Source organism: Flavobacterium sp. 28YEA47A (assembly GCF_041262125.1).
Taxonomy (GTDB): domain Bacteria; phylum Bacteroidota; class Bacteroidia; order Flavobacteriales; family Flavobacteriaceae; genus Flavobacterium.
The window spans coordinates 204,489-226,386 of sequence record NZ_JBGCCI010000001.1 but is presented as its reverse complement, the minus strand read 5'-3'; the positions used below and the strand labels follow the sequence as shown (position 1 = coordinate 226,386).

The 21,898-nt window shown below is 36.5% G+C and carries 19 protein-coding genes; 7 read left to right on the top strand and 12 right to left on the bottom strand.

Annotation, left to right across the window (positions count from 1 at the left end; all coding sequences use genetic code 11):
• Position 1 precedes the first annotated feature (1 nt).
• The 5 genes from ABH942_RS01040 (at position 2) to ABH942_RS01020 (ending at position 6,767) form a co-directional block, all read left to right on the top strand.
• Positions 2-1,792: a discoidin domain-containing protein gene (locus tag ABH942_RS01040; RefSeq protein ID WP_370029092.1), complete on the top strand. Its 1,791-nt coding sequence runs from the start codon at positions 2-4 to the stop codon at positions 1,790-1,792.
• A gap of 193 nt (positions 1,793-1,985) precedes the next feature.
• On the top strand, positions 1,986-3,821 hold the full coding sequence (locus ABH942_RS01035) for an MFS transporter (protein WP_370029091.1): 1,836 nt from the start codon (positions 1,986-1,988) through the stop codon (positions 3,819-3,821).
• A gap of 77 nt (positions 3,822-3,898) precedes the next feature.
• Positions 3,899-4,810: an EamA family transporter gene (locus tag ABH942_RS01030; protein WP_370029089.1), complete on the top strand. Its 912-nt coding sequence runs from the start codon at positions 3,899-3,901 to the stop codon at positions 4,808-4,810.
• A gap of 27 nt (positions 4,811-4,837) precedes the next feature.
• Positions 4,838-5,962, top strand: a complete 1,125-nt coding sequence (locus tag ABH942_RS01025) for a cysteine desulfurase family protein (RefSeq protein ID WP_370029087.1) — start codon at positions 4,838-4,840, stop codon at positions 5,960-5,962.
• A gap of 169 nt (positions 5,963-6,131) precedes the next feature.
• A complete protein-coding gene (locus ABH942_RS01020) occupies positions 6,132-6,767 on the top strand; it encodes a porin family protein (RefSeq protein WP_370029085.1) in 636 nt (211 codons plus the stop codon).
• A gap of 250 nt (positions 6,768-7,017) precedes the next feature.
• Here ABH942_RS01020 and lpdA read toward each other — a convergent pair whose 3' ends face one another.
• The 4 genes from lpdA to truA form a co-directional block, all read right to left on the bottom strand.
• On the bottom strand, positions 7,018-8,406 hold the full coding sequence (lpdA, locus tag ABH942_RS01015; protein WP_370029083.1) for a dihydrolipoyl dehydrogenase: 1,389 nt from the start codon (positions 8,404-8,406) through the stop codon (positions 7,018-7,020).
• Between the two features lie 102 nt (positions 8,407-8,508).
• Positions 8,509-8,793: a hypothetical protein gene (locus ABH942_RS01010; protein WP_370029081.1), complete on the bottom strand. Its 285-nt coding sequence runs from the start codon at positions 8,791-8,793 to the stop codon at positions 8,509-8,511.
• A 10-nt stretch (positions 8,794-8,803) separates the two neighbouring features.
• Positions 8,804-10,552: an ABC transporter ATP-binding protein gene (locus ABH942_RS01005; protein WP_370029079.1), complete on the bottom strand. Its 1,749-nt coding sequence runs from the start codon at positions 10,550-10,552 to the stop codon at positions 8,804-8,806.
• Entirely contained in the window at positions 10,549-11,328 is a 780-nt protein-coding gene (gene truA, locus ABH942_RS01000; protein ID WP_370029431.1) for a tRNA pseudouridine(38-40) synthase TruA, read from the bottom strand. The genes ABH942_RS01005 and truA overlap by 4 nt, the downstream gene beginning before the upstream one ends.
• A 167-nt stretch (positions 11,329-11,495) precedes the next feature.
• Here truA and ABH942_RS00995 point away from each other — a divergent pair, with 167 nt between their 5' ends.
• On the top strand, positions 11,496-11,993 hold the full coding sequence (locus ABH942_RS00995; protein ID WP_370029078.1) for a metallophosphoesterase: 498 nt from the start codon (positions 11,496-11,498) through the stop codon (positions 11,991-11,993).
• Positions 11,994-11,997: 4 nt separating this feature from the next.
• Here ABH942_RS00995 and ABH942_RS00990 read toward each other — a convergent pair whose 3' ends face one another.
• The 4 genes from ABH942_RS00990 to ABH942_RS00975 form a co-directional block, all read right to left on the bottom strand.
• Positions 11,998-13,773: an ATP-binding protein gene (locus ABH942_RS00990; RefSeq protein ID WP_370029076.1), complete on the bottom strand. Its 1,776-nt coding sequence runs from the start codon at positions 13,771-13,773 to the stop codon at positions 11,998-12,000.
• Positions 13,754-14,074, bottom strand: a complete 321-nt coding sequence (locus ABH942_RS00985; RefSeq protein ID WP_370029075.1) for a hypothetical protein — start codon at positions 14,072-14,074, stop codon at positions 13,754-13,756. Before ABH942_RS00985 ends, ABH942_RS00990 begins: the two co-directional genes overlap by 20 nt.
• A 17-nt stretch (positions 14,075-14,091) precedes the next feature.
• The gene (locus tag ABH942_RS00980; protein ID WP_370029073.1) at positions 14,092-14,751 is read right to left on the bottom strand and encodes a response regulator; all 660 of its coding nucleotides are present in this window, start codon (positions 14,749-14,751) and stop codon (positions 14,092-14,094) included.
• A gap of 161 nt (positions 14,752-14,912) precedes the next feature.
• Positions 14,913-15,323: a DUF4293 domain-containing protein gene (locus ABH942_RS00975; protein WP_370029071.1), complete on the bottom strand. Its 411-nt coding sequence runs from the start codon at positions 15,321-15,323 to the stop codon at positions 14,913-14,915.
• A 185-nt stretch (positions 15,324-15,508) separates the two neighbouring features.
• Here ABH942_RS00975 and rho point away from each other — a divergent pair, with 185 nt between their 5' ends.
• Positions 15,509-17,371, top strand: coding sequence for a transcription termination factor Rho (gene rho / locus ABH942_RS00970; protein WP_370029069.1), 1,863 nt, complete (start codon positions 15,509-15,511; stop codon positions 17,369-17,371).
• Positions 17,372-17,425: 54 nt separating this feature from the next.
• On the opposite strand, the gene ABH942_RS00965 is transcribed toward rho, so the two are convergent.
• From ABH942_RS00965 to ABH942_RS00950, 4 genes are all read right to left on the bottom strand, one after another.
• Positions 17,426-18,220 (bottom strand): class I SAM-dependent methyltransferase, encoded by a 795-nt coding sequence (locus ABH942_RS00965; RefSeq protein ID WP_370029067.1) that lies wholly within the window; start codon positions 18,218-18,220, stop codon positions 17,426-17,428.
• Positions 18,221-18,297: 77 nt separating this feature from the next.
• Positions 18,298-19,389, bottom strand: a complete 1,092-nt coding sequence (locus ABH942_RS00960; RefSeq protein WP_370029065.1) for an endonuclease — start codon at positions 19,387-19,389, stop codon at positions 18,298-18,300.
• Positions 19,390-19,525: 136 nt separating this feature from the next.
• A complete protein-coding gene (locus ABH942_RS00955; protein WP_370029063.1) occupies positions 19,526-20,614 on the bottom strand; it encodes an endonuclease in 1,089 nt (362 codons plus the stop codon).
• A gap of 1 nt (position 20,615) precedes the next feature.
• Entirely contained in the window at positions 20,616-21,842 is a 1,227-nt protein-coding gene (locus ABH942_RS00950; RefSeq protein WP_370029061.1) for an RsmB/NOP family class I SAM-dependent RNA methyltransferase, read from the bottom strand.
• Positions 21,843-21,898: the final 56 nt, after the last annotated feature.

Sequence of the window (21,898 nt, the reverse complement as noted above, 5' to 3'; positions counted from 1 at the left end):
AATGATTTTTTTTAAAAGACAAAATTTAAAGAAAGTAACTAAAGCAGTAAGTCTTGTGGGAATCTTGCTCGTTTCAGGGCAAGGTTTCTCGCAACAAAAAACGTATTGTAACCCTATCAATATAGATTATGGATATTGCCCGATTCCAAATTTTGTAACACAAGGCAAACATCGTGCAACAGCCGATCCGGTAATCACAAATTTTAAAGGAGAATACTATCTGTTCTCAACCAACCAATGGGGCTATTGGCACAGTTCTGATATGCTCGATTGGAAATTCATATCCAGAAAATTTCTCCGTCCTGAGCATAAGGTTTATGATGAACTCTGTGCGCCATCGCTATCCTTTGTAAATGATACGCTATTGGTTATCGGTTCGACGCATACTAAAGAATTTCCGCTATGGATGAGCAAAAATCCAAAAACAGATGATTGGAAAGAACTCGTACATAAATCAGAAGCAGGAGCATGGGATCCGCAAATCTTTTGGGATAAGGAAAAAGATGAGGTTTATATGTATTACGGATCGAGTAATTTGTATCCGCTATATGGCGTGAAACTAAACCGAAAAACCTTCCAGCCTGAAGGCGAAAGGGTTCCGGTTTTGGCGCTTAATGACGATGAACATGGCTGGGAACGATTTGGCGAATATAACGACAATACTTTCCTGCAACCTTTTACCGAAGGTGCTTTTATGACGAAATATAAAAACAAATACTATCTGCAATACGGAGCACCGGGAACCGAATTTAGCGGTTATGCAGATGGTGTTTATGTGGGATCAAATCCGTTAGGACCATTTGAATACCAATCCCATAATCCGTTTTCCTATAAGCCGGGTGGATTTGCAAGAGGAGCCGGGCATGGAGCCACGTATCAGGATACCAATAATGACTATTGGCATGTGTCTACAATTGTAATTTCGACAAAGAATAATTTTGAAAGAAGAATAGGAATCTGGCCTGCCGGTTTTGATGAAGATAATGTATTATATTCGAATACGGCTTATGGCGATTATCCGACTTTTCTTCCGTCACAGAAAAAGAACCATCTGGATGCAAATTTCTCAGGATGGATGCTTTTAAATTACAACAAACCGGTTCAGGTTTCTTCTACTTTGGGAGGCTTTCAGCCTAATTTTAGCAATGATGAAGATATAAAGACGTATTGGTCGGCTAAAACTGCGGCAAAAGGCGAATATCTGATTTCTGATTTGGGAGAAAAATCCACAATCAACGCCATACAAATTAACTATGCCGATCAGGACGTGGAGCTGATGGGCAAGCCGGAAACAACAACAGGACATAAGTATATTATTTATTCCTCAAACGATGGCAAGAATTGGAAAATAGCCGTCGATAAAAGCAAAAACACCAAAGACGTGCCACATGATTATATTGAATTAGAAAAACCGGTAATTGCCCGATATCTGAAATTAGAAAACATCCAGATGCCAACAGGAAAGTTTGCCATAAGCGGCTTTAGGGTTTTTGGAAAAGGAGCAGGGCCAAAGCCCAATGCGGTGCAAGATTTTGTTCCGTTACGAGCCGAAGCCAGGAAAAAAGGAGAGAGGAGAAGCGTCTGGTTCAAATGGCAACAAGAACCTAATGCAGATGGATATGTTATCTATTTTGGAAAATCGCCTGAAAAACTATACGGTTCGATAATGGTATATGGCAAAAATGAATACTATTTCAGCGGATTAGACCGCTCAGATACTTACTATTTTCAGATCGAGGCTTTCAACAATAACGGGATAGGTCCCCGATCCGAAATAAAAAAGTCAGAATAAGAAAAACTTTGTGAAAAAAGTTACGCAAACGTTGTATTTTGATTAAAAAACGACTTAAGAAATCGTTTTCGTTAATAACTAAATTATAATCTGTTGCCAGGTGTTTTCATATAAATGTATATTTATCAAAAATTAATTGTTTTTATTAAATAGAATCCTATTTTTTATTGCTTTAACTAAACTATCTTAATAAATGAGTTCAGAAACTAAAACAAATTATCCTGCGCTGTATACACTAATTACAGTGTTTTTTTTCTGGGGATTTATTGCTGCCGGAAACAGCATCTTTATTCCTTTCTGTAAAAACTATTTTTCATTAGACCAATTTCAATCACAGCTGATTGATTTTGCTTTCTATACCGCTTATTATCTGGGTGCGCTCCTGCTTTTTATCTTTGGAGCCATAAACGGAAAAGACCTGGTAGGCAAATGGGGATATAAAAGAAGTATAGTGTACGGATTGTTGTTTTCAGCATTAGGAGCCGGAGCTATGATAGTTGCAGTTGAAGCGAATGTATATGCAGGAATGCTAGTAGGATTGTTTATTGTTGCCTTAGGTTTCTCATTACAACAAACAGCGGCAAATCCTTTTGCTGTTTTGCTAGGTGATCCGAAAACAGGTACCAGCCGTCAGAATTTAGCGGGTGGAATTAATTCCTTTGGAACGACAATCGGGCCAATTATTGTAGGTTTCGCCCTATTCGGAACAGCAGCAGCAGTTAGCGATGACCAGATTAAAGGATTAGGTTTAGATAAAGTAATCCTGTTATATGTTGGAGTAGGAATCTTATTCTTAATAGCAGCAAGCGTTTTCTTTTTCTCGAAAAAACTTCCATCCGGAATTTCAAACGAGCCGATGGAAAAAGCAAATAAAGCCATGACGACTTTGATTATCATGACCGGTCTTTTGGCAACAATGTTTGCACCTGTTTTTAACAGCTATAATTCACCGGAAGCAAAAAAGATAGTTGAAATTGAAAAGTCAATCGAACCGATAACGAAAGACATCAAAAAGTTAAGCGATAATCTGGTAAAGATTAAAAAAGACAAGGTACTTTCTGAAGAAGAAAAAAATTTCGCTTCTGAAGCAATCAAAAGCGAAATCAAAGTATTAGAATTAAGCGTAGAACCACAACATAAAGAAATTCAGGAAATCAGACATCCGCTTGAAAAATACAGGATGTATTGGTTGGGTGGAGCTTTGTTAGTGATCGTGGGCGGACTTTTATTCGCTAACCGCAGTGCACAAAAGAAAAATGATGGCTGGGGCGCTATGAAATACCCGCAGTTAGTTTTAGGAATGCTGGCTATCTTTACCTATGTAGGAGTTGAGGTTGCTGTAGGAAGTAACTTGGGAGAACTGTTAAAACTGCCTGAATTTGGAAGTTTCCAATCGTCTGAAATTGCACCTTATATCTCTATGTATTGGGGAAGTTTGATGATTGGCCGTTGGGCAGGAGCTATCAGCGTTTTTAACCTGACTGCAAGCAAAAGAAAACTAGCCCTGATTATTGTTCCATTAATTGCTTTTTCGGTTATCATCGGTGTAAATACATTGGCACAGCAGGATATGTCATCACTATACTATTATGTAATCTGCGTATTATTGCAGATTTTGGTTTTCTTCCTAAGCAAAAACAAACCGGCCAGAACATTGATCTTGTTTGGACTGATGGGCGTTATTGCAATGCTGGTAGGATTATTCTCTACCGGAACAGTTGCAATTTATGCTTTCCTTGCAGGAGGATTGGCATGTAGTATTATGTGGCCATCTATTTTTACATTATCAATTACAGGTCTTGGAAAATATACAGCACAAGGTTCTGCCTTTTTGGTAATGATGATTCTAGGTGGAGGAATTATTCCGCCAATACAAGGAAAACTATCCGATATTATCGGAATCCACGCTTCGTATGTAATACCGGTAATCTGTTTCTCATACCTTACTTTCTTTGCGATTGCCGTAAAAGGAATACTGAAAAGACAGAATATTGACGTTGATGCAATTGAAGCCGAAGGAGCCCATTAATTTATTCTTAATGAATTCATAATAACGAATCCGAAGCAGATATATTCCCTACATTTGCTTCGGATTTTTTACTTCTCATGAGACTTTCAAAATACTATCTGGCAGCCATTACAGCCTTTACAATCTGGGGATTTTTCAGCTTGGCTTTAAAGCCTTTGCATCTGTATCCGTCATTGGATATTTTATTTTACAGAGTATTTCTGTGTGTCGTTCTCATGATGGGAATTAATCTTCTTTTTAGAAAAAAGACATTAAGAGAAACGAAGGAAAATTTCAAGCTGATGTCGGCTACTCAAAAAAGAAATGCTGTACTCCTTACTTTAGGAGGTTCGTTGCTATTATCAGCCAACTGGTTTTTCTTTATTTATGTAATGAACCATGTTAGCGTAAAGGCGGCTTCGTTTGCTTATCTGGTCTGCCCGATACTCACGACTGTTTTTGCCTATTTTATACTAAAGGAAAAATTAAATAAATGGCAATGGACAGCCGTAGGATTGAGCGTTTTTAGCTGCCTGTTATTGTCTTTTAATCATTTTATGGATATTTTTTACAGTCTGATTGTGGCAGCTACGTATGCTTTGTATTTGGTTTCACAAAGAAAAAACACGGCGATCGACAAGTTTCTGTTACTTACCTTACAGCTAACCACGACAGCAATTATCTTATTGCCTTTCTATCCGTTTTATAGTTCTGAAGTTCCAACGGCCTTTAACTTCTATTTTTATCTGGTTATCATTGTGGTTTTGTTTACAATCATTCCACTTTTCCTGAACTTATATGCACTGAAAGGAGTCAATTCGTCAACAGTAGGAATATTGCTTTATATCAATCCGCTGATTAATTTTTTCCTTGCTATTTTTTATTACAAGGAAGACATTACTACGTTTCAAATCATTGCCTATTCCTTAATTCTGCTGTCGATTATTATTTTTAACAGCAAGCACATCTTCAAACTGAAAGCAAAAGAACTACTGGCGAAAGATGTGTAATTCATTTTATATCCCGATTTTTGCATCATGAAAAAAGTATATTTAGACAATGCTTCCACAACAGCGTTACGACCTGAAGTTATTGAGGAAATAGCCCATGTTTTGCAGGAAGAATATGGAAATCCGTCCTCAACGCATAGTTTTGGTCGGTCAGCTAAGAACATACTGGAATCTTCAAGAAAATCGATTGCCAAGCAGTTAAATGCATCGGCACAAGAAATTATATTTACTTCCGGCGGAACCGAAGCAAACAACTGGATTCTTCGTTCGGCAGTAAAAGATTTAAAAGTAAAAAGAATCATCACGAGCAAGATTGAGCACCATGCCGTACTCAATACGGTTTTGGCCTTACAGGCTGAATATGGTATTGAAGTAGATTTTGTCAATCTGAAATCCAATGGCGAAATAGCTATCAATCATTTGGTAGAACTGCTGTCTGAGGGTAAGTCTACATTAGTAGCCTTAATGCATGTGAATAATGAGACAGGAACCGTTTTAGATATAGAAAAAGTAGCCAGGTTATGCAAGCAATACAAGGCTTATTTCCATTCGGATACGGTACAGTCTGTAGGAAAGACAGAAATGAATCTCCAAGAGGCAGAAGTCGATTTTATTGTTGCCAGCGCTCATAAATTTCATGGACCTAAAGGCATAGGATTTGCTTTTATAAGAAAAAATCCAGGCATAAACCCGATGATTTGTGGCGGCGAGCAAGAAAAAGGACTTCGTGCCGGAACAGAAGCTGTCCATAATATTGCCGGTATGGCAAAAGCTCTTGAAGTTTCTTATGAAAATTTAGAGTTGGAAAGAAAACATATCCAAAACCTAAAGGATTATTTTGTTGAAAAATTAAAAATCGAATTCCCAGATTTTAAAATAAATGGCAATCCGGAAGGATTTTACAATATCATCAATGTCTTATTTCCTTTTTCTGATGAAAAGACGTCTATGATTCTTTTTAGTCTTGATATGAAAGGAATAGCTGTTTCCAGAGGAAGTGCCTGCCAATCCGGAAGCATCAAACCATCACACGTATTAAAAGAAATGCTTTCGGAAGAAGACTTGAAAAAGCCCAGCTTAAGAATATCATTCAGCCATTTTAATACACAGGAAGACATCGACTTGCTGATAGAAGCCTTAAAAACAGTTTAATATTGTTAAAAGCCCCAAAACCCAAAATCTCAAATAGCATTCATAAAAAACGTTTTGAAATCCAAAACGTTTTTTTTATTTATTCTTTCTGCAAATCAAAAATCTCAAACCTCAAATCTTTAACACTAGATTCTAATTAATTTTCTAAGTTTGTGTAAAAACAAACTTTATGAAAAGAGTACTAATTACTTCGATGGCTATTTTTGGCTTTATTGTTACTTCTTCCGCACAAAACAAAGGGAAAATAGAACTAGGACTTAATATTGGATTGAACTCTTCTAATGCCAGTACAACATACGATTCGGCTGATCCGAGTATAGGTTTTAATTTAGGAGCATCAGCTGATTATTATTTTTCTAATAGCTGGAGTCTTAAAGCAAAATTGATTTACGACAGAAAAGGTTGGGATAATGATCTTATAGAGGTTACTGATCGATTTGATCCCGTTTCACGATATGCAAGAACAGATATCAATTTAGATTATCTTACTGTTCCTGTAATGGCAAGCTGGCATTTTGGTAACAAAAAGAACTGGTACCTAAACTTTGGCCCGTACATAGGCTTTTTGGTGAATGCAAAAGATACGAGATTTGATACTGATATAAAGCAAAGTTTTAATAATGTAGATGGTGGTCTTGCATTCGGAATAGGCGTAAAGATTCCGGTATCGGACAAGTTTAAGGTTTTTATTGAATATGAAGGACAAGGCGGTATGGCTGAAATTTTTAAATATAATAGATATGATGATACTATTGTGAATATAAGAAACTCCTTCAACGTAGGAATAAACTTTTTACTTTATTAATCAAAGCAAATCAGATAGTAGTAGGCAGAAAGCTGTAAGCGTAAATCAGAAATCAAAAATCAGAAATCGTATTTGCCACAGATTACAGGATTCATACAGATTTTTTATTTACGAAACCCAAATCAAAAATCTAAAATCCTAAATCAAAATAGATTCATAAAAAAAACCGTTTTGAAATCCAAAACGGTTTTTTTTATTTATCATTCCTGCAAATCTTAAATCAAAAATCTAAAATCTGCAGTCCTAAATCTTATAAATGTATCACTTCGCCATAAGCATCAGCAGCAGCTTCCATAATAGCCTCGCTCATTGTTGGGTGAGGATGGATTGACTTGATGATTTCATGACCTGTAGTTTCTAATTTTCTTGCTACGACTGCTTCAGCAATCATATCGGTTACACCAGAACCAATCATGTGGCAGCCTAACCATTCGCCATATTTAGCATCAAAAATAACTTTTACGAAACCATCAGGAGTTCCGGCAGCTTTTGCCTTACCTGAAGCAGAGAAAGGAAACTTACCAATTTTTAATTCATAACCTTTTTCACGTGCTTGTTTTTCTGTCAAACCTACAGAAGCAATTTCAGGAGTAGCATATGTACAGCCTGGAACGTTTCCGTAATCGATTGGCTCTACATGTAGGCCAGCAATTTTTTCAACACAAAGGATTCCTTCTGCAGAAGCTACGTGAGCCAATGCCTGTCCAGGAACTACGTCACCAATAGCATAATAACCAGGAATGTTAGTCTGGTAATAAGAGTTAACTACAATTTTATCTCTGTCTGTTGCAATTCCAACTTCTTCAAGTCCTATATTTTCAATGTTAGATTTGATTCCAACCGCAGAAAGCACGATTTCAGCCTCAAGGATTTCTTCTCCTTTTGAAGTCTTTACAGTAGCTTTTACGCCATTTCCAGAAGTATCTACTTTTTCAACAGAAGCGTTAGTCATGATTTTGATACCTGCTTTTTTCAAAGAACGCTCAAATTGTTTTGAGATATCTTCGTCTTCAACCGGAACGATGTTTGGCATAAACTCAACAATGGTAACTTCAGTTCCCATAGCGTTGTAGAAATGTGCAAACTCAACTCCGATAGCTCCAGAACCAACAACAATCATTGATTTTGGCTGTTCAGATAATGACATAGCCTGACGGTAGCCAATTACTTTTTTACCATCTTGTGGAAGGTTAGGCAATTCGCGTGAACGTGCTCCAGTCGCAATAATAATATGGTCTGCAGAATATTCTGCCGTTTTTCCATCTTTACCAACAACATCAATCTTTTTTCCAGGTTTTACTTTTCCGGTACCTTCAATAACATCAATCTTGTTTTTCTTCATCAAGAATTGGATACCTTTGCTCATTCCGTCAGCAACACCGCGTGAACGTGAAATAACAGCATTAAAATCCTTGTCAAATTTTTCAACAGTCAAACCGTAGTCAGAAGCATGTTTTAGGTAATCAAAAACCTGTGCTGATTTTAATAACGCTTTCGTTGGGATACATCCCCAGTTCAAGCAGATACCACCTAGATTTTCTTTTTCGATAATGGCAACTTTAAAGCCTAATTGCGATGCTCTGATGGCTGTTACATAACCTCCAGGTCCGCTTCCTAAAACAATGATATCGTATTTCATTAGAATGTAATTTTTTCTTGTTATTTAAGAGTACGAAAATAACTAATTATTTGGTTATGGAAAAGTTTAGCTGTTGCAAAGTTTCCACAACCGCTGTTAGTATTAATTTTTCTTTTTTGTGGTAATTCTTATAAAAGCAAACAGGATTAATGTTTGCAGCAAAACATTTATCAAAACGAGCATAAAACCGAAGTTTGCAGAGCCATCAGCATAAAACGGATAGCTTTTGTCTATCAGATAGACAGGAAAGCTCAGGAAAATAATAATTAGATTGGACAGATTGACTAAAAACCGACTTGAAGATTCTTGAATAATATAGGTGCATGAAATGGAAATAATTATTTCAAGAATAATTACAACAAAAAGAAGCTTGAAAAATAGTTTCATGAATATTGTATTAGCTCTCAACTGCAAATTGAGAATAGTATAGGTTTTTATAGTAACCTTCTGCCTTGTTGATTAGTTCGTAATGCGTTCCTTGCTCAACGACATTTCCTTTTTCCATAACAATAATCTTGTCAGCATTCACAATAGTTGCCAATCGGTGAGCGATTACGATAGAAGTTCTGCCTTTGGTAATAGTTTCTGTAGCTCTCTGAATCAGATCTTCTGAATACGAGTCGATAGATGAAGTTGCTTCATCAAGAATCAATATACTCGGATTGCTGACAAAAGCCCTTAAGAAAGCAATAAGCTGTCGCTGTCCAGAAGAAAGCATTACACCACGTTCTTTTACGTTATAATCATAACCATGTGGCAATGTCATTATAAAATCATGCACGCCAATTTCTTTTGCTGCCTTAATAACGTCTTCTCTTGAAATATCCGGATGTTCAAGCGTGATGTTGTTATGGATAGTATCGGCAAAAAGAAACACATCCTGAAGCACTACGGCAATCTGGTTGCGAAGGCTTTTTAGCGTAAAGTCTTTTATGTTGGTACCGTCAATCAATATTTCGCCTCCGTTAATTTCATAAAAACGGTTGAGCAGATTTATAATTGTAGATTTTCCTGCTCCGGTAGCTCCAACTATTGCGATAGTTTCTCCTTCCTTGACATGAATATTGATACCTTTTAGAACTTCTTCCTTGTTGGTATAGCTAAAATGTACATTGTTGAAATCGATATTGCCTTTAAATGTAGGTGCAGTAACTTTTCCTTTGTCCTGAATATGTCCTTCCATATCCAAAACTTCAAAAACACGATTTGCCGCAATCATTCCCATTTGCATCTCATTGAATTTATCCGCAATCTGGCGCAATGGGTTATAAAGCATTCCGATAAACATGGTGTAAGAGAACAAATCTCCAAAAGTTGTCGTTCCGTTGCCTGCCAGGATATTCATTCCGCCATACCAAACAACCAATCCTAAAGAGATAGAAGAAACAATATCGGCAATAGGAAAGAATATGGAGTTGTACCAAACGTTTTTGACCCAGGCTTTTTTGTGCTTGTCATTGATTACCTTAAATTTTTCGTATTCTATGTCTTCTCTGGAAAAAAGCTGTACGATTTTCATTCCGGTAACGCGTTCCTGAACAAAAGTATTCAGGTTGGCAATCTGTGTTCTTACTTCTTCAAAAGCCACCTGCATTTTTTTCTGGAAAACACGCGTAGCATACACCAGAATAGGCATAGCACACATTACGATAATTGTGAGTTTCCAGTTCATGTAGAACATAAAAAGCAATACAACTACCATTTTCAAGAGGTCACTTATAATCATAAATAATCCCTGGCTGAAAATTTTTGAAATGGATTCGATGTCGAATACAGAACGGGTTACTAATTTCCCGACCGGTTCATTGTCAAAATATTTCATTTTAAAACTCATCATGTGTCCGAAGAGTTTTACCCGGATATCTCTGATAATGTCCTGTCCGAGCCAATTGGCAAGGAAAACGAAATAAAATTGGGAAATTACTTCAACAATCAGGGCGGAGCCCATTAATAAAATAAAAAATAACAGACCGGTAGCGTCTTCCGGTTGTATGTAATTGTCAACAGTCCGTTTTAGCAAAAAAGGACGGAGTGCAGCGAAAACAGATAAAGTAACCGCAAAGAAAATAACCCAATAATATCGGGTTTTGTACGGTTTGGTGTACTCCATTATTCGCCTGAATATCTTGGTATCTGATGCTTTCATTTCTTTTTCTCGAGGCTATTTTTTGTCAGCGGCATAGTGCCACAAATATAAGGATATTCTACTTTGGTTAGAAACAAACCGTGGGCTGGGGCAGAAGCTCCGGCTTCATTTCGGTTTTTACTTTCAATGATTTTTCTGAAATCGTCCAGACTTAATTTGCCCATGCCAACATTTACCAGTGTTCCTACAATGGCGCGTACCATATTGCGAAGGAAACGGTCGGCAGTAACGGTAAAAACCAGTTTATTTCCTGTTTTTGTCCAATTCGCTTCCATGATTTTACATTGGAAGGTCTTTACATCCGTATTTACTTTTGAAAAACATTGGAAATCGTCGAATTCAAAAAGGATATTTGCAGCCTGGTTCATTTTTTCCACATCAAGATTATGATGGCAATACCAGCTTAAAGGCTCTTCAAAAACGTCTTTTACGTTAGTGATGTGGTATTCATATGTTCTTTTTACCGCATCAAATCGGGTATGCGCATCATCAGTAACCGTATGGATTTTGATAATGGCAATATCTTTTGGGAGATACGAATTCAGCTTGTTTTTAAAAATATCGGCTTCAAAAGAAATATCGGTATCAAAATGAGCAAACATCTGTTTGGCATGAACACCCGTGTCTGTTCTTCCGGCACCTGTAATTTCAACAGTGCTTCGAAGCAGGACAGAAATAGCCTTGCCCAGCGTTTCTTGTACAGAAGGAGCGTTAGGTTGTTGTTGCCAGCCGTGATAATTTTTGCCGTTGTAAGCAAATTCGATGAAATATCTCAAGGTGAAGTGAATCCAAAGTTTTGAAGAACAAAGATAGTCATAAGTTTTATAGGTGCGAGAATGCAAGGTTTCAAATTTTTCTTAAAGTTATGAACCAAAAGAGTTTCACTTTTTAGATTTAAGACCCGAGAAACTTTGTAATTTTATCCGCCTAATATGAATAATTGATGAAAAAAATTCTTTTGCTTTCCGATACCCACGGCCATATCGATGATACTATTTTAAAATATGTCGATCAGGCAGACGAAGTATGGCATGCTGGTGATATAGGCGACCTGATTGTAACAGATACTTTAAAAAAACATAAGCCATTGAGGGCTGTTTTTGGGAATATCGATGGTGATAAGGCAAGAATGGAATTCCCGCTTAATAACCGCTTTATGTGTGAAGGCGTAGATGTCTGGATTACTCATATTGGAGGCTATCCGGGAAAATACAGTCCGGCTGTAAAAAATGGAATTGCTTTAAATCCTCCAAAGCTTTTTATAACCGGACACTCGCATATTCTAAAAGTAATGTTTGACAAAAAACTGAACCTGCTCCACATGAATCCCGGAGCCTGTGGTATTTCTGGTTTTCACCAGATAAGAACAATGCTTCGTTTTGTTATTGAAGGCGATAAGATTAAGGATTTGGAAGTAATTGAAATAGGGAAGAAGTCTTAGTAAACTATTTAGGGATCTGAAGCTTGATGTAAATCAGGGTTCCGGCGTTGATTTTTGAATTAATAGTAATAGAACCTTTTAAGTGTTTGATCCTTGACTTTATCTGTGTAAGTCCAAAGCCGTCACTCAACAATTCCTTGCTGGTATCAAAACCTTTACCGTCGTCTTCAATAGTAAGCAAAAGTTGGTTGTTGTTTTCCTCTAGTGTAATATAGGCTTTGGAAGCCTTGCTGTGCTTTATGATATTATTGAAAAGTTCGGCAGTAATAAAATACACACGCATTTCAAATTCTTCATTATAGCGTCTTCCTTGTGGAACATAACTGGAATATTCAAATTGAAGGATGGAGTTTGAATTCTTCTCACACAAATCCTGTAAGGCATGAAATAGTCCAAACTTGGCCAATAGGGGCGGAATCAATTCATGTGATAAATCCCTTACGTTATCATGTGCTTCTTTTAGTATAGCCCTGGTCTTTTGAATCTCTTCGGAATTTTCTGTAGGATTATTTGCGGCATAAGCAGAAAGATGAAGTCCCGCCGACGATAAAAGGGCACTGATGCTGTCATGCAATATAGTAGCGATGTTTTTTCGTTCAATTTCCTGGCCGTCAATAGTGGCGTTGATAATGTTCTGCTTGATTTGCCTGTCCAGATCGATAAACTTGTTTTTCTGTTTCAGTCTTAAGTTTTGGTAGAAGAAATAAAATAAGATGGTACTAAAAGCAAAAAGCGCAATAAAAATCAGGATTATTTTTTGGTTGTTTTTTTGCTTTTCCTCCATCAATCGCTGCTGTTCTTTATTCTCATTCTCGATTTTTTCAATCTTGTATTTTGTCTCTATATCTGAGATGGCTCGTTTGATATTATCTTCATAAATTGTTTCGTTGACATGAAAATATTTGTTCATGTAATTGATAGCGCTTTTATAATTCCCCATCATTTCATAACCGTAAGAGAGGTTGAGATAGGTATCGCTAACATTTTGTGAAACAGTATCGCTTGGGTTTATTTCCAATATTTTCAAATATTGTTTGATCCCTTTCTTATAATTTTTTTCAACCGTAAGAGAATGATAGCCAAGATTGCTTAAGCTTGTTACAATACGTTCTGTGTTTTTACTTTTTTCTGCATAGTAAGCACAACTATCAAGATATTTTTTTGCCAACACATAATTTTTCTTATTTGAATAATATGTATAGTAATTATTATAACTCGATGAAAGTCTGGAAAAGTCTCCTGACTTTTTCGCACTTCTCATTATTTTACTCATGTAAAATGTAACACTGTCTGAATTTAAATAAAAAAGAGCTTTATAGAGCCTTTGATAAACGAATAAATCATCACTTAAAAGATTATTCTTTTTTCTTAAATTTAAAGATATTTCATAGTATTTTTTTGCTTTTTTGAAGTCCCTAATAGAAGCATAACGATGACCAATATCCTCCATGATTTTTATTCGCGACTCAACTATATGATGGTTTTCTGCAATTTTCAGAGCCTTGAATAAGGTCTCAAAAGATTTCGGATTATCATTAAGCATAAAATAGATGTCAGCCTTTTTGAGGCTGACATCGCAATACTTTTTATAATCCTTGTTTTCCAGATAAAATTTAGACTTCTCTCTTGAATATTTCAAACCTTTCAAGTAGTCTTTATTGTCTATATAGTAGGATAAAGAATCTTTGGTTTTATCTTGAGCAGTTGCAAATCCGGAAAATAAAATGAATAGTAGTATTGTCCAAAATGACGATTGAAAATTAGGACATTTTAAGATCATCTATTCTCAATCTTGGTTTTTTTGTTACTGGATCGCCATCACCAATTCCACCGCCGCCGCTGTTTCCGTCAGGAAGTTCAAAATCTACATTTAGGATGTTGTCTATACAAGAAAAATATTCGTAGTATTCTACAAAATCTGTTGAAGGGCTTTTCTCATACGGTTTTAAATTAACGGCAATAATGTTAACTTCATAAGGATCTACAAAGGTGGTGTACTCGCAATTGTCTGGAATTTGAAAAGCTACTTTAAAAGTTTCGTCCTCTTTTCCAATACCATAGTTTTTTAAGAATAATGACATAGTTTCTGATTTATAGATTAATTAATTAAGTTATGTTTCAAGGCGTATTTTACCAATCCGATGGTTGTTTTTACATTAAGCTTTTTGATCAGGTTCTTGCGGTGGGTTTCTACAGTATTAGTACTGATATTGAGTTCTTCGCCAATTTGAGTACCGCTATATTCCATAGTGATAAGTTTCAGTACTTCCAGCTCTCTCTCTGTGATTGAGGAAAGTGGCATGGCTTCATTAATGTAGCTTTGTTGTGGTATTTTGGAAAAAGACTCAAAAATCCGATCCCGTATGGATTGCGAAAAATATTCTTCACCATTTGCGACTGCATTTATGGCTTCAATGATATTTTCTCCTGCACTTTGTTTGCTAAGATAACCATTTGCTCCCAATTTTAGCACTTCTTTTATGATTTTTACATCATCATAACTGGAAAGGATGATTACTTTGCAGCAAAAACCTTTTGTAGCGAACTCACGAAGCACTTCAATACCGTCTTTTTTGGGCATATTGATATCCATTACAAGGACATCTGCCTTGCTCATTTGTACATCTTCAATCAGATTTTCGCCATTTAGTGAGTATCCGGCAACCTCAAATTTAGGATTAGTCTTCAACATTGAGAGCATGCCGTCAATGAGAACTTGGTGATCGTCAGCGAGATATATTCTAATTTTTGTGTCCATTTATGGGGTAATTGGCTTAACCAAATTTAACCTTTTTTTTGAAGTAATCCCATAGCAAATTAATTTACCTTACAAAATGCTGTAAAAATCGATGAAATACAAAAAAAGCCCGAACAAGGTTCGGGCTTTCTTACGCACTAAATAAAACTAAGTTTATAGGTTTATCTCAATCGATCCACTGATTTTACGAGATCTTCATCCTTTTTTATGGCTTTGTTTGCAAGCACTAAAAAAACGATAGAAAAAATAGGTAGAAACATCCCAATACCCTTCTTTGAGGTCGCCACCTCTCCGGATAAGCTTAGCGAATGATATACAAATAATCCTAATAAAATTAAATTCAATATGATGTTCAATCTGCACAAGACAAATTGCAGTTTTCTATTCTTAAACAAAAAAATAGTAATCAGGGAAAGCAAAGCGCTCAATGTAAACAGACTTATATCTACCAGATGATCTGCCGCAAATGTCTTTACACCGGTAGAAGAGGTTTCCAAAGGGAAAACAAATGGCAGATTCCCCATAATAATAAAGGCAATCACAAGATAGATAGTCTGTATTCTCTGAATCATTATTCATTGATTTGTTCCACAAAAATATATTTTCTTTTTCATAAATACTATTGCGTGATTAAAATTTATTCGTATTATTGCATAAGAAATCCGTAAGCACTTCATTTAGCGGGTTATCCATTTTCAAAAAAAATAGAATCACAACTACTCTTTCAAAGATTCCAAACAATTAATTCAAAACATGCATGTTTGATATTTCTGTATTAAAAGAAATGAAGCTGTCTGAGCTTCAGGATATTGCTAAAGCAACAAAAAAAATAAAGATTAACGGAGTAAAAAAAGAAGCCCTGATATATCAAATATTAGATTATCAGGCAGCAAATCCTGAAGTTATTCCGGCTCCAGCGGCTGAAACAGAAGCTAAACCAAAGAGAGCGAGAATAATCCCTGAAAAGAAACCTAAAGCTGCTATAGAAAATACAAATACTCTTTTTTCTGAACCTGAACCGGCTGCCGTAAAAGAACAGCCAATACAAGAAAAAAAGAGACCTGTTGCAAAGCCAGCAATCGCTGCAAAAACGGCAGAAACAAAAAGCCCGGATGCTATTGCAGCTCCAGCACAAAAAGACAAAAAACAGCCCCGATTTAATAAAAATAATTTTGAGAAACCTCAAGCTGCTAAAGAAGAAATAACTGAAAAAGAAGCAAATGAAGTAACTCAGCAGCCTGTTGAAAATCAATCGGCTCCTTCTCAAAAAGGTCAGGAAAAAACTGCAAGGCAACAACCGCAGCAGAATCAAAAGCAGAATCCTAACCAAAAACAAAATCCAAACGGAAATCAAAATCCAAACGGAAATCAAAATTCAAATGGTAATGGAAATCAAAATCCTAACCAAAATCCAAATCAGAATCAGAACCAGAATTCCAATCCCAACGCTAATCCTAATTTCAAGAACAACAAAAAGACTAATTTCAGAGATGCTGATTTTGAATTTGACGGCATAATTGAAAGTGAAGGTGTTTTAGAAATGATGCCGGACGGTTACGGATTCCTGCGTTCATCAGATTACAACTATTTGGCATCTCCTGACGATATTTATCTTTCTACTTCTCAAATACGACTTTTCGGATTAAAAACAGGTGATACCGTAAAAGGTGTTGTACGTCCGCCAAAAGAAGGTGAGAAATATTTTCCTTTAGTAAGAGTGTTGAAAATCAACGGACATGATCCGCAGGTTGTAAGAGACCGAGTTTCTTTTGAGCATTTGACACCACTTTTCCCGGATGAAAAATTTAATCTGGCAGGAAAACAAAGTTCTATTTCTACACGAATTATCGATTTGTTTTCTCCTATAGGAAAAGGACAGAGAGGAATGATCGTGGCGCAGCCAAAAACAGGTAAGACAATGCTTTTAAAAGACATTGCCAATACCATTGCTGCAAACCACCCGGAAGTATATCTTATTGTATTATTAATTGACGAAAGACCTGAAGAGGTAACCGATATGCAGCGAAGTGTTAGGGGAGAAGTAATTGCTTCAACCTTTGATGAGCCTGCAGACAGACACGTAAAAGTTGCCAATATTGTTTTGGAAAAAGCAAAAAGATTGGTAGAATGCGGTCATGATGTAGTGATCCTTTTGGATTCAATTACCCGTCTGGCAAGAGCTTACAATACTGTTCAGCCGGCTTCAGGAAAAGTATTGAGCGGTGGTGTGGATGCGAATGCATTACAAAAACCGAAACGTTTCTTTGGAGCAGCAAGAAATATAGAGAATGGTGGATCGCTGAGTATTATTGCAACTGCCTTGACAGAAACAGGTTCTAAAATGGACGAAGTTATTTTTGAAGAATTCAAAGGAACCGGAAACATGGAATTACAGTTGGACAGAAAGATTGCCAACAAACGTATATTTCCGGCTATCGACCTTACTTCGTCAAGTACCAGAAGAGACGACTTGCTTTTAGACGAAGGAACTATACAGAGAATGTGGATTATGAGAAAATATTTGGCTGATATGAACCCTGTTGAAGCGATGGACTTTATCAATGACCGTTTCAAAAAGACAAGAAATAATGAAGAATTCCTGATTTCGATGAATGACTAATCAGAATAAAAATAAAAAAAACTCCAATTGCTAAATTGGAGTTTTTTTATGTCCTTATTTTTTTGTTGCGACAATACTATATACCATCGGAATTTTATTTCCTAAATGTTTGATACGGTATTTACCGGGTTCAAACTCTTCTGTCATGCTGAAACAATCATAAGGAGAATAGTCATATTCTCCAAAAGAATTCAGTTCTAAGCCGTTTGTGATAAGGCTGTTAAGGGTTTCACTGGTGGCGTGGTTCCAACTGATTGTTTTTGATGAAATTGGAGCCTCCTTATCAGCATAGGTGCCATTTACAATTTCTACTATTGGATCTTCCTTGAAATAATTATAGCCTATCCCTTCAAAATTATCATCAAACATCCAGACAACCGGATGAAAATCTACCATAATAAATTTGCCACCAGGTTTTAAAAACCGTTGGATGACCTTAGCCCATTTATCTAAATCCGGTAACCAGCCAATAGTTCCGTAACTCGTAAACACAATATCAAATTCTTCGCTGAGATGTTCTGGCAAGCTGTATACGTCACAATTAATAAAAAGTGTGTCTAAGTTTAATTGGTGTGCTATTTCCCTTGCCTTATCGATTGCTTTATCAGACAAATCGACTCCAGTAGCTTTTGCTCCAAGTCTGGACAACGACATTGTATCTTGTCCGAAATGGCATTGCAAATGAAGGATTTTCTTGTTTCTGACATCACCAAACAAATCCAATTCAATCTGTTTTAGCGTATTGTTTCCTTCTAAAAAACCTTTCTGGTCATAAAATTCTGAGCCTATGTGGACTTCTGTCTTTTTATTCCAAGTTTCCCTGTTTATTTCTAAGTAATTATCTTCCATTGTTTTTTTTAATAAATATATAAAAAAAAGCCTTTCTGGTTTTCAGAAAGGCTTTCTTATGTTACTATTGGTAAAAGTTAGTTCACGATTACTTTTTTGGTAGCCATCTGATTTTGAGAAGCCAATTTCAAGAAATAAAATCCTGAAGGAAGATTCTCCAATGTGTATGTATTGTTTTGTGAAGCAGGATTTTTGATTTCCTGAACAATCTGCCCATTGATATTAATCAATTGAATTTCATCCAAAACAATATCTGAATCAATATTGATTTTATGATTGCTTGCCGGGTTTGGATAAACTGAAACGGCAGAAAGCGGATTGAATTCATGCGTTGAAAGCGATGGCCAACGGTTTTCTGCTACAGGGCCTCCCCAGATTATTGTTGCCAGATATGGGTTATCGATAAAAGGATTTCTATTTCCTTGTCCGTAAGCATTGCTGGCATTACCTAAATAAGTATTTCTATTGTCTTCGTATTGTGATACAGGATCTTCTGCATTCCATTGAAGAAATAAATCAATCATGTTAGCATCTGATGCTACAGGAGTTCCTACGCCAACATTTTTTGGAAGGCATCTATTGCCATATCGGAGATACATGTACATCATCATACGGGCAACATCGCCTTTCCATTCATCACCAGGATACCATGTTGATGAAGTAATATCGCGTGAATTTCCAGAACCGGCTGTGAATTTTTCACTTCCTCTGTCGCCATTTCTTTGTACATCGGCAGCTCTCAGGTGATGTGCATCTGCACCAGGCCCTGAAGTTCCTAAGTCCGGAGTTCCCAACGATTTTGCATACGTATGCTCTCTGTTCCATTCGCAAGTAGCGCCACCACCATCACTGTTTTTACTTCTGCGTCTGTGGTCGTTATCGTCAGCCTGAGACGATGGACAGATTGAATTACTGAAGCCATACAAAAGCAGGACATTCGTGTTTGTGGCATCGGCCGGGTCAAGATCGATAATTTTGATAGCTTGTTCTGCACCATCATAACTTAAGTTTCTGGTGTGTGTCGATGTAATTTTTTGCGCAAGAGCCGTTTTTAAAGCCATTCCTGTTTGACTAAAGTCAAATCCATTGTAGTAAGGAGCAGGCGCACCGGCTTGAGCAAAGGCAAAAGATGCAGTGAACACCATTGCCAGAGTGTAAAATTTCTTCATTAAATTATAATTAAGGGATGGCAAATGTAATTGGTTTCCCCTATAGAATTTTAAAATTTAACGTATTAAATCAACAAAAAATGCCTGATTTTTAAAAATCAGGCATTTTTTGTAAGAATTATATGTAAATGTAACGTTAGTTTACTATTACTTTTTTTGTAGCCGATTGGCTGTCAGAAGTCAGTTTTAAGAAATAGAAACCAGAAGGAAGATTTTCTATAGTATAGGTCTTACCTTGTGATGACGGATTCTTGATTTGCTGCATGATTTGACCGTTGATATTGATTAGCTGTATTTCATCCAATTGCAATTCTGTATCGATATTGATTTTGTGATTGCTGGATGGATTTGGATATACAGTAACAGCTGCAAGCGATTCATATACAGGTACTGAAAGCGGTGCGCCCCAAATCATTGTTACATAAGCATTATTGTCAATATATGGGTTTCTGTTGTTTTGACGTGCATAAATAGCATTGTTTCTCGCTATTTCTTTGGCACTTACAGGATCTTGTTGGTTCCATGTAAGCAAAATATTTAAGAAAGTAGGAGAGAATGTTCTGTCACTTGAGCCATCGAACATTGCTTTTGCGGTAGATGAAGATGAAGTGTAAAAACCTGCCAATTGTGTTTCATAACGCGTTGCAAAGTAAAATAGAAGCCTTGCGAAATCGCCTTTATATTCATCAATAGGTTCAAAAACAGTAGAGGTATATCCTGCTGAATATCCCGAGTTAAGATTGTTTCCTAGTTTAGAACCGTTTTGTGAAGTATATGTAGCATTTTGTACAACTCCAAAAGGATAATCATCTCTTCGGGCGTTGACTACTTTGTCTGTAGGTAATACAAAGTGCGCATCTGAATACATGGGTACAGTTCCATTACCGAAATAACTTTGAGGAACGGTATGCTCACGGTTAAAGAAAATACATTCTGTTGTTGCATTTGTTCCGTTGTCTTGGTTTCCGCCATCCGCTACTGTACCAAAAGTAAAGTCGCAGTTGGAGTACATATCCCAAACCTTACCATTCGCTTTTTTATCAGATGTCTGATACGTAGTATAAAGACCGGCATAACCTCGGTCATTATGGTTTTTGATAATATTGTAAAGCTGGGTTTTTAAGGTATATCCTGTACCAGTTGCAGTATTATAATAGCCGGCCGGAGCTTGGGCAAATCCTATTGTCGCTACAAGCAGTAATAGGAAGGAGTAGCTTTTTTTCATTTTATGATTCTTTTTTTTCTTTTCGTTCAAACAACGCCATATAAAATCCGTCAAACCCTGATTCTGAGGCCAGGATCTTCACATCTTTAACAAAGGTAAAGTTTTTCCCGGTATCCGTTGTTAAGAAACGTTTAACTTGCTCCTGATTTTCAGAAGGAAGGATAGAACAGGTAGCATATACCAATTTTCCTCCAGGCTTTACTATCTTGGAATAATTCTCTAAAACTTCAGCCTGTACTTTTCGAATATTGTCTATAAATTCAGGTTGTAATTTCCATTTGGCATCCGGATTTCTTTTTAATACGCCCAAACCGCTACATGGAGCATCAATTAAGACTCTATCCGCTTTTTCATGTAATTTTTTAATAACTTTAGTGGTATCAATAATTCTATATTCGATATTGAAAGCACTGTTTCTTTTAGCCCTTAGTTTTAATTGCTTTAGCTTACTTTCGTACAAATCCATGGCAATTAACTGACCTTTGTTTTCCATCAAAGAAGCCAGGTGGAGCGTTTTTCCTCCAGCGCCCGCACAGGTATCCACAACTCTCATTCCTGGTTTTACATCCAGAAAAGGAGCTACTAATTGAGAACTGGCATCCTGAACTTCAAAAAAACCTTCTTTAAAAGCATCGGTCAAAAATACATTGGCTCTTTCTTTTAGTACCAAAGCATCAGGTTGATCTTTTAAAAACTCGGTTTCGATATCCTGATCCATCAAAATTGCACGAAGCTTTTCTTTGGTGATTTTTAGAGTATTCACTCTTAAAATGACTTTTGCAGGTTGGTTTTGGGCTATAATTTCTTTAGACCAAAGTTCTTCACCAAGTTCTTTTATACCTAATTCGTCCATCCAATCCGGTATAGACTCTTTGTATTTTCTAATTTTGGAAAGCTCATCAAAGCGGCCTTTTATTTTTCTTTCAGGAGTTCCTTCCAGCTGTCTCCAATCTGGAATAGGGTAACCTCTTAAAACTGCCCAAACAGCAAAAACTCTCCAAAGGTCATCTCTGTCAAAAGGTTCTTTTACTTCTGCAATTTCCATGTATAACCTTTTCCAACGAACAATATCGTAGATAGTTTCCGCTACAAATTTCCTGTCACTGCTTCCCCAACGTTTGTCTTTCTTTAAGGCTCTTGCAACAACCTTATCTGCATATTCTCCTTCATTGAAAATAGCATGGAGGGAATCAATGGTCGTATAAACTAAATTTCTGTGTAATCTCATTTTATGTAATTGAGGGGCAAAGGTATCACATTTTTTGCTTGTTGCCAACGTACAAA

Bases quoted from the DNA above. Each gene is read 5' to 3' on its own strand.
- ABH942_RS01005 (WP_370029079.1), bottom strand. From the start codon at position 10,552: ATGAAAGCATCAGATACCAAGATATTCAGGCGAATAATGGAGTACACC.
- ABH942_RS00980 (WP_370029073.1), bottom strand. From the start codon at position 14,751: ATGGACACAAAAATTAGAATATATCTCGCTGACGATCACCAAGTTCTC.
- ABH942_RS00995 (WP_370029078.1), top strand. From the start codon at position 11,496: ATGAAAAAAATTCTTTTGCTTTCCGATACCCACGGCCATATCGATGAT.
- ABH942_RS01030 (WP_370029089.1), top strand. From the start codon at position 3,899: ATGAGACTTTCAAAATACTATCTGGCAGCCATTACAGCCTTTACAATC.
- ABH942_RS00990 (WP_370029076.1), bottom strand. From the start codon at position 13,773: ATGATCTTAAAATGTCCTAATTTTCAATCGTCATTTTGGACAATACTA.
- ABH942_RS01035 (WP_370029091.1), top strand. From the start codon at position 1,986: ATGAGTTCAGAAACTAAAACAAATTATCCTGCGCTGTATACACTAATT.
- rho (WP_370029069.1), top strand. From the start codon at position 15,509: ATGTTTGATATTTCTGTATTAAAAGAAATGAAGCTGTCTGAGCTTCAG.
- ABH942_RS00950 (WP_370029061.1), bottom strand. From the start codon at position 21,842: ATGAGATTACACAGAAATTTAGTTTATACGACCATTGATTCCCTCCAT.
- lpdA (WP_370029083.1), bottom strand. From the start codon at position 8,406: ATGAAATACGATATCATTGTTTTAGGAAGCGGACCTGGAGGTTATGTA.
- ABH942_RS01010 (WP_370029081.1), bottom strand. From the start codon at position 8,793: ATGAAACTATTTTTCAAGCTTCTTTTTGTTGTAATTATTCTTGAAATA.
- ABH942_RS00960 (WP_370029065.1), bottom strand. From the start codon at position 19,389: ATGAAGAAATTTTACACTCTGGCAATGGTGTTCACTGCATCTTTTGCC.
- ABH942_RS00985 (WP_370029075.1), bottom strand. From the start codon at position 14,074: ATGTCATTATTCTTAAAAAACTATGGTATTGGAAAAGAGGACGAAACT.
- ABH942_RS00955 (WP_370029063.1), bottom strand. From the start codon at position 20,614: ATGAAAAAAAGCTACTCCTTCCTATTACTGCTTGTAGCGACAATAGGA.
- ABH942_RS01025 (WP_370029087.1), top strand. From the start codon at position 4,838: ATGAAAAAAGTATATTTAGACAATGCTTCCACAACAGCGTTACGACCT.
- ABH942_RS01020 (WP_370029085.1), top strand. From the start codon at position 6,132: ATGAAAAGAGTACTAATTACTTCGATGGCTATTTTTGGCTTTATTGTT.
- ABH942_RS01040 (WP_370029092.1), top strand. From the start codon at position 2: ATGATTTTTTTTAAAAGACAAAATTTAAAGAAAGTAACTAAAGCAGTA.
- ABH942_RS00975 (WP_370029071.1), bottom strand. From the start codon at position 15,323: ATGATTCAGAGAATACAGACTATCTATCTTGTGATTGCCTTTATTATT.
- ABH942_RS00965 (WP_370029067.1), bottom strand. From the start codon at position 18,220: ATGGAAGATAATTACTTAGAAATAAACAGGGAAACTTGGAATAAAAAG.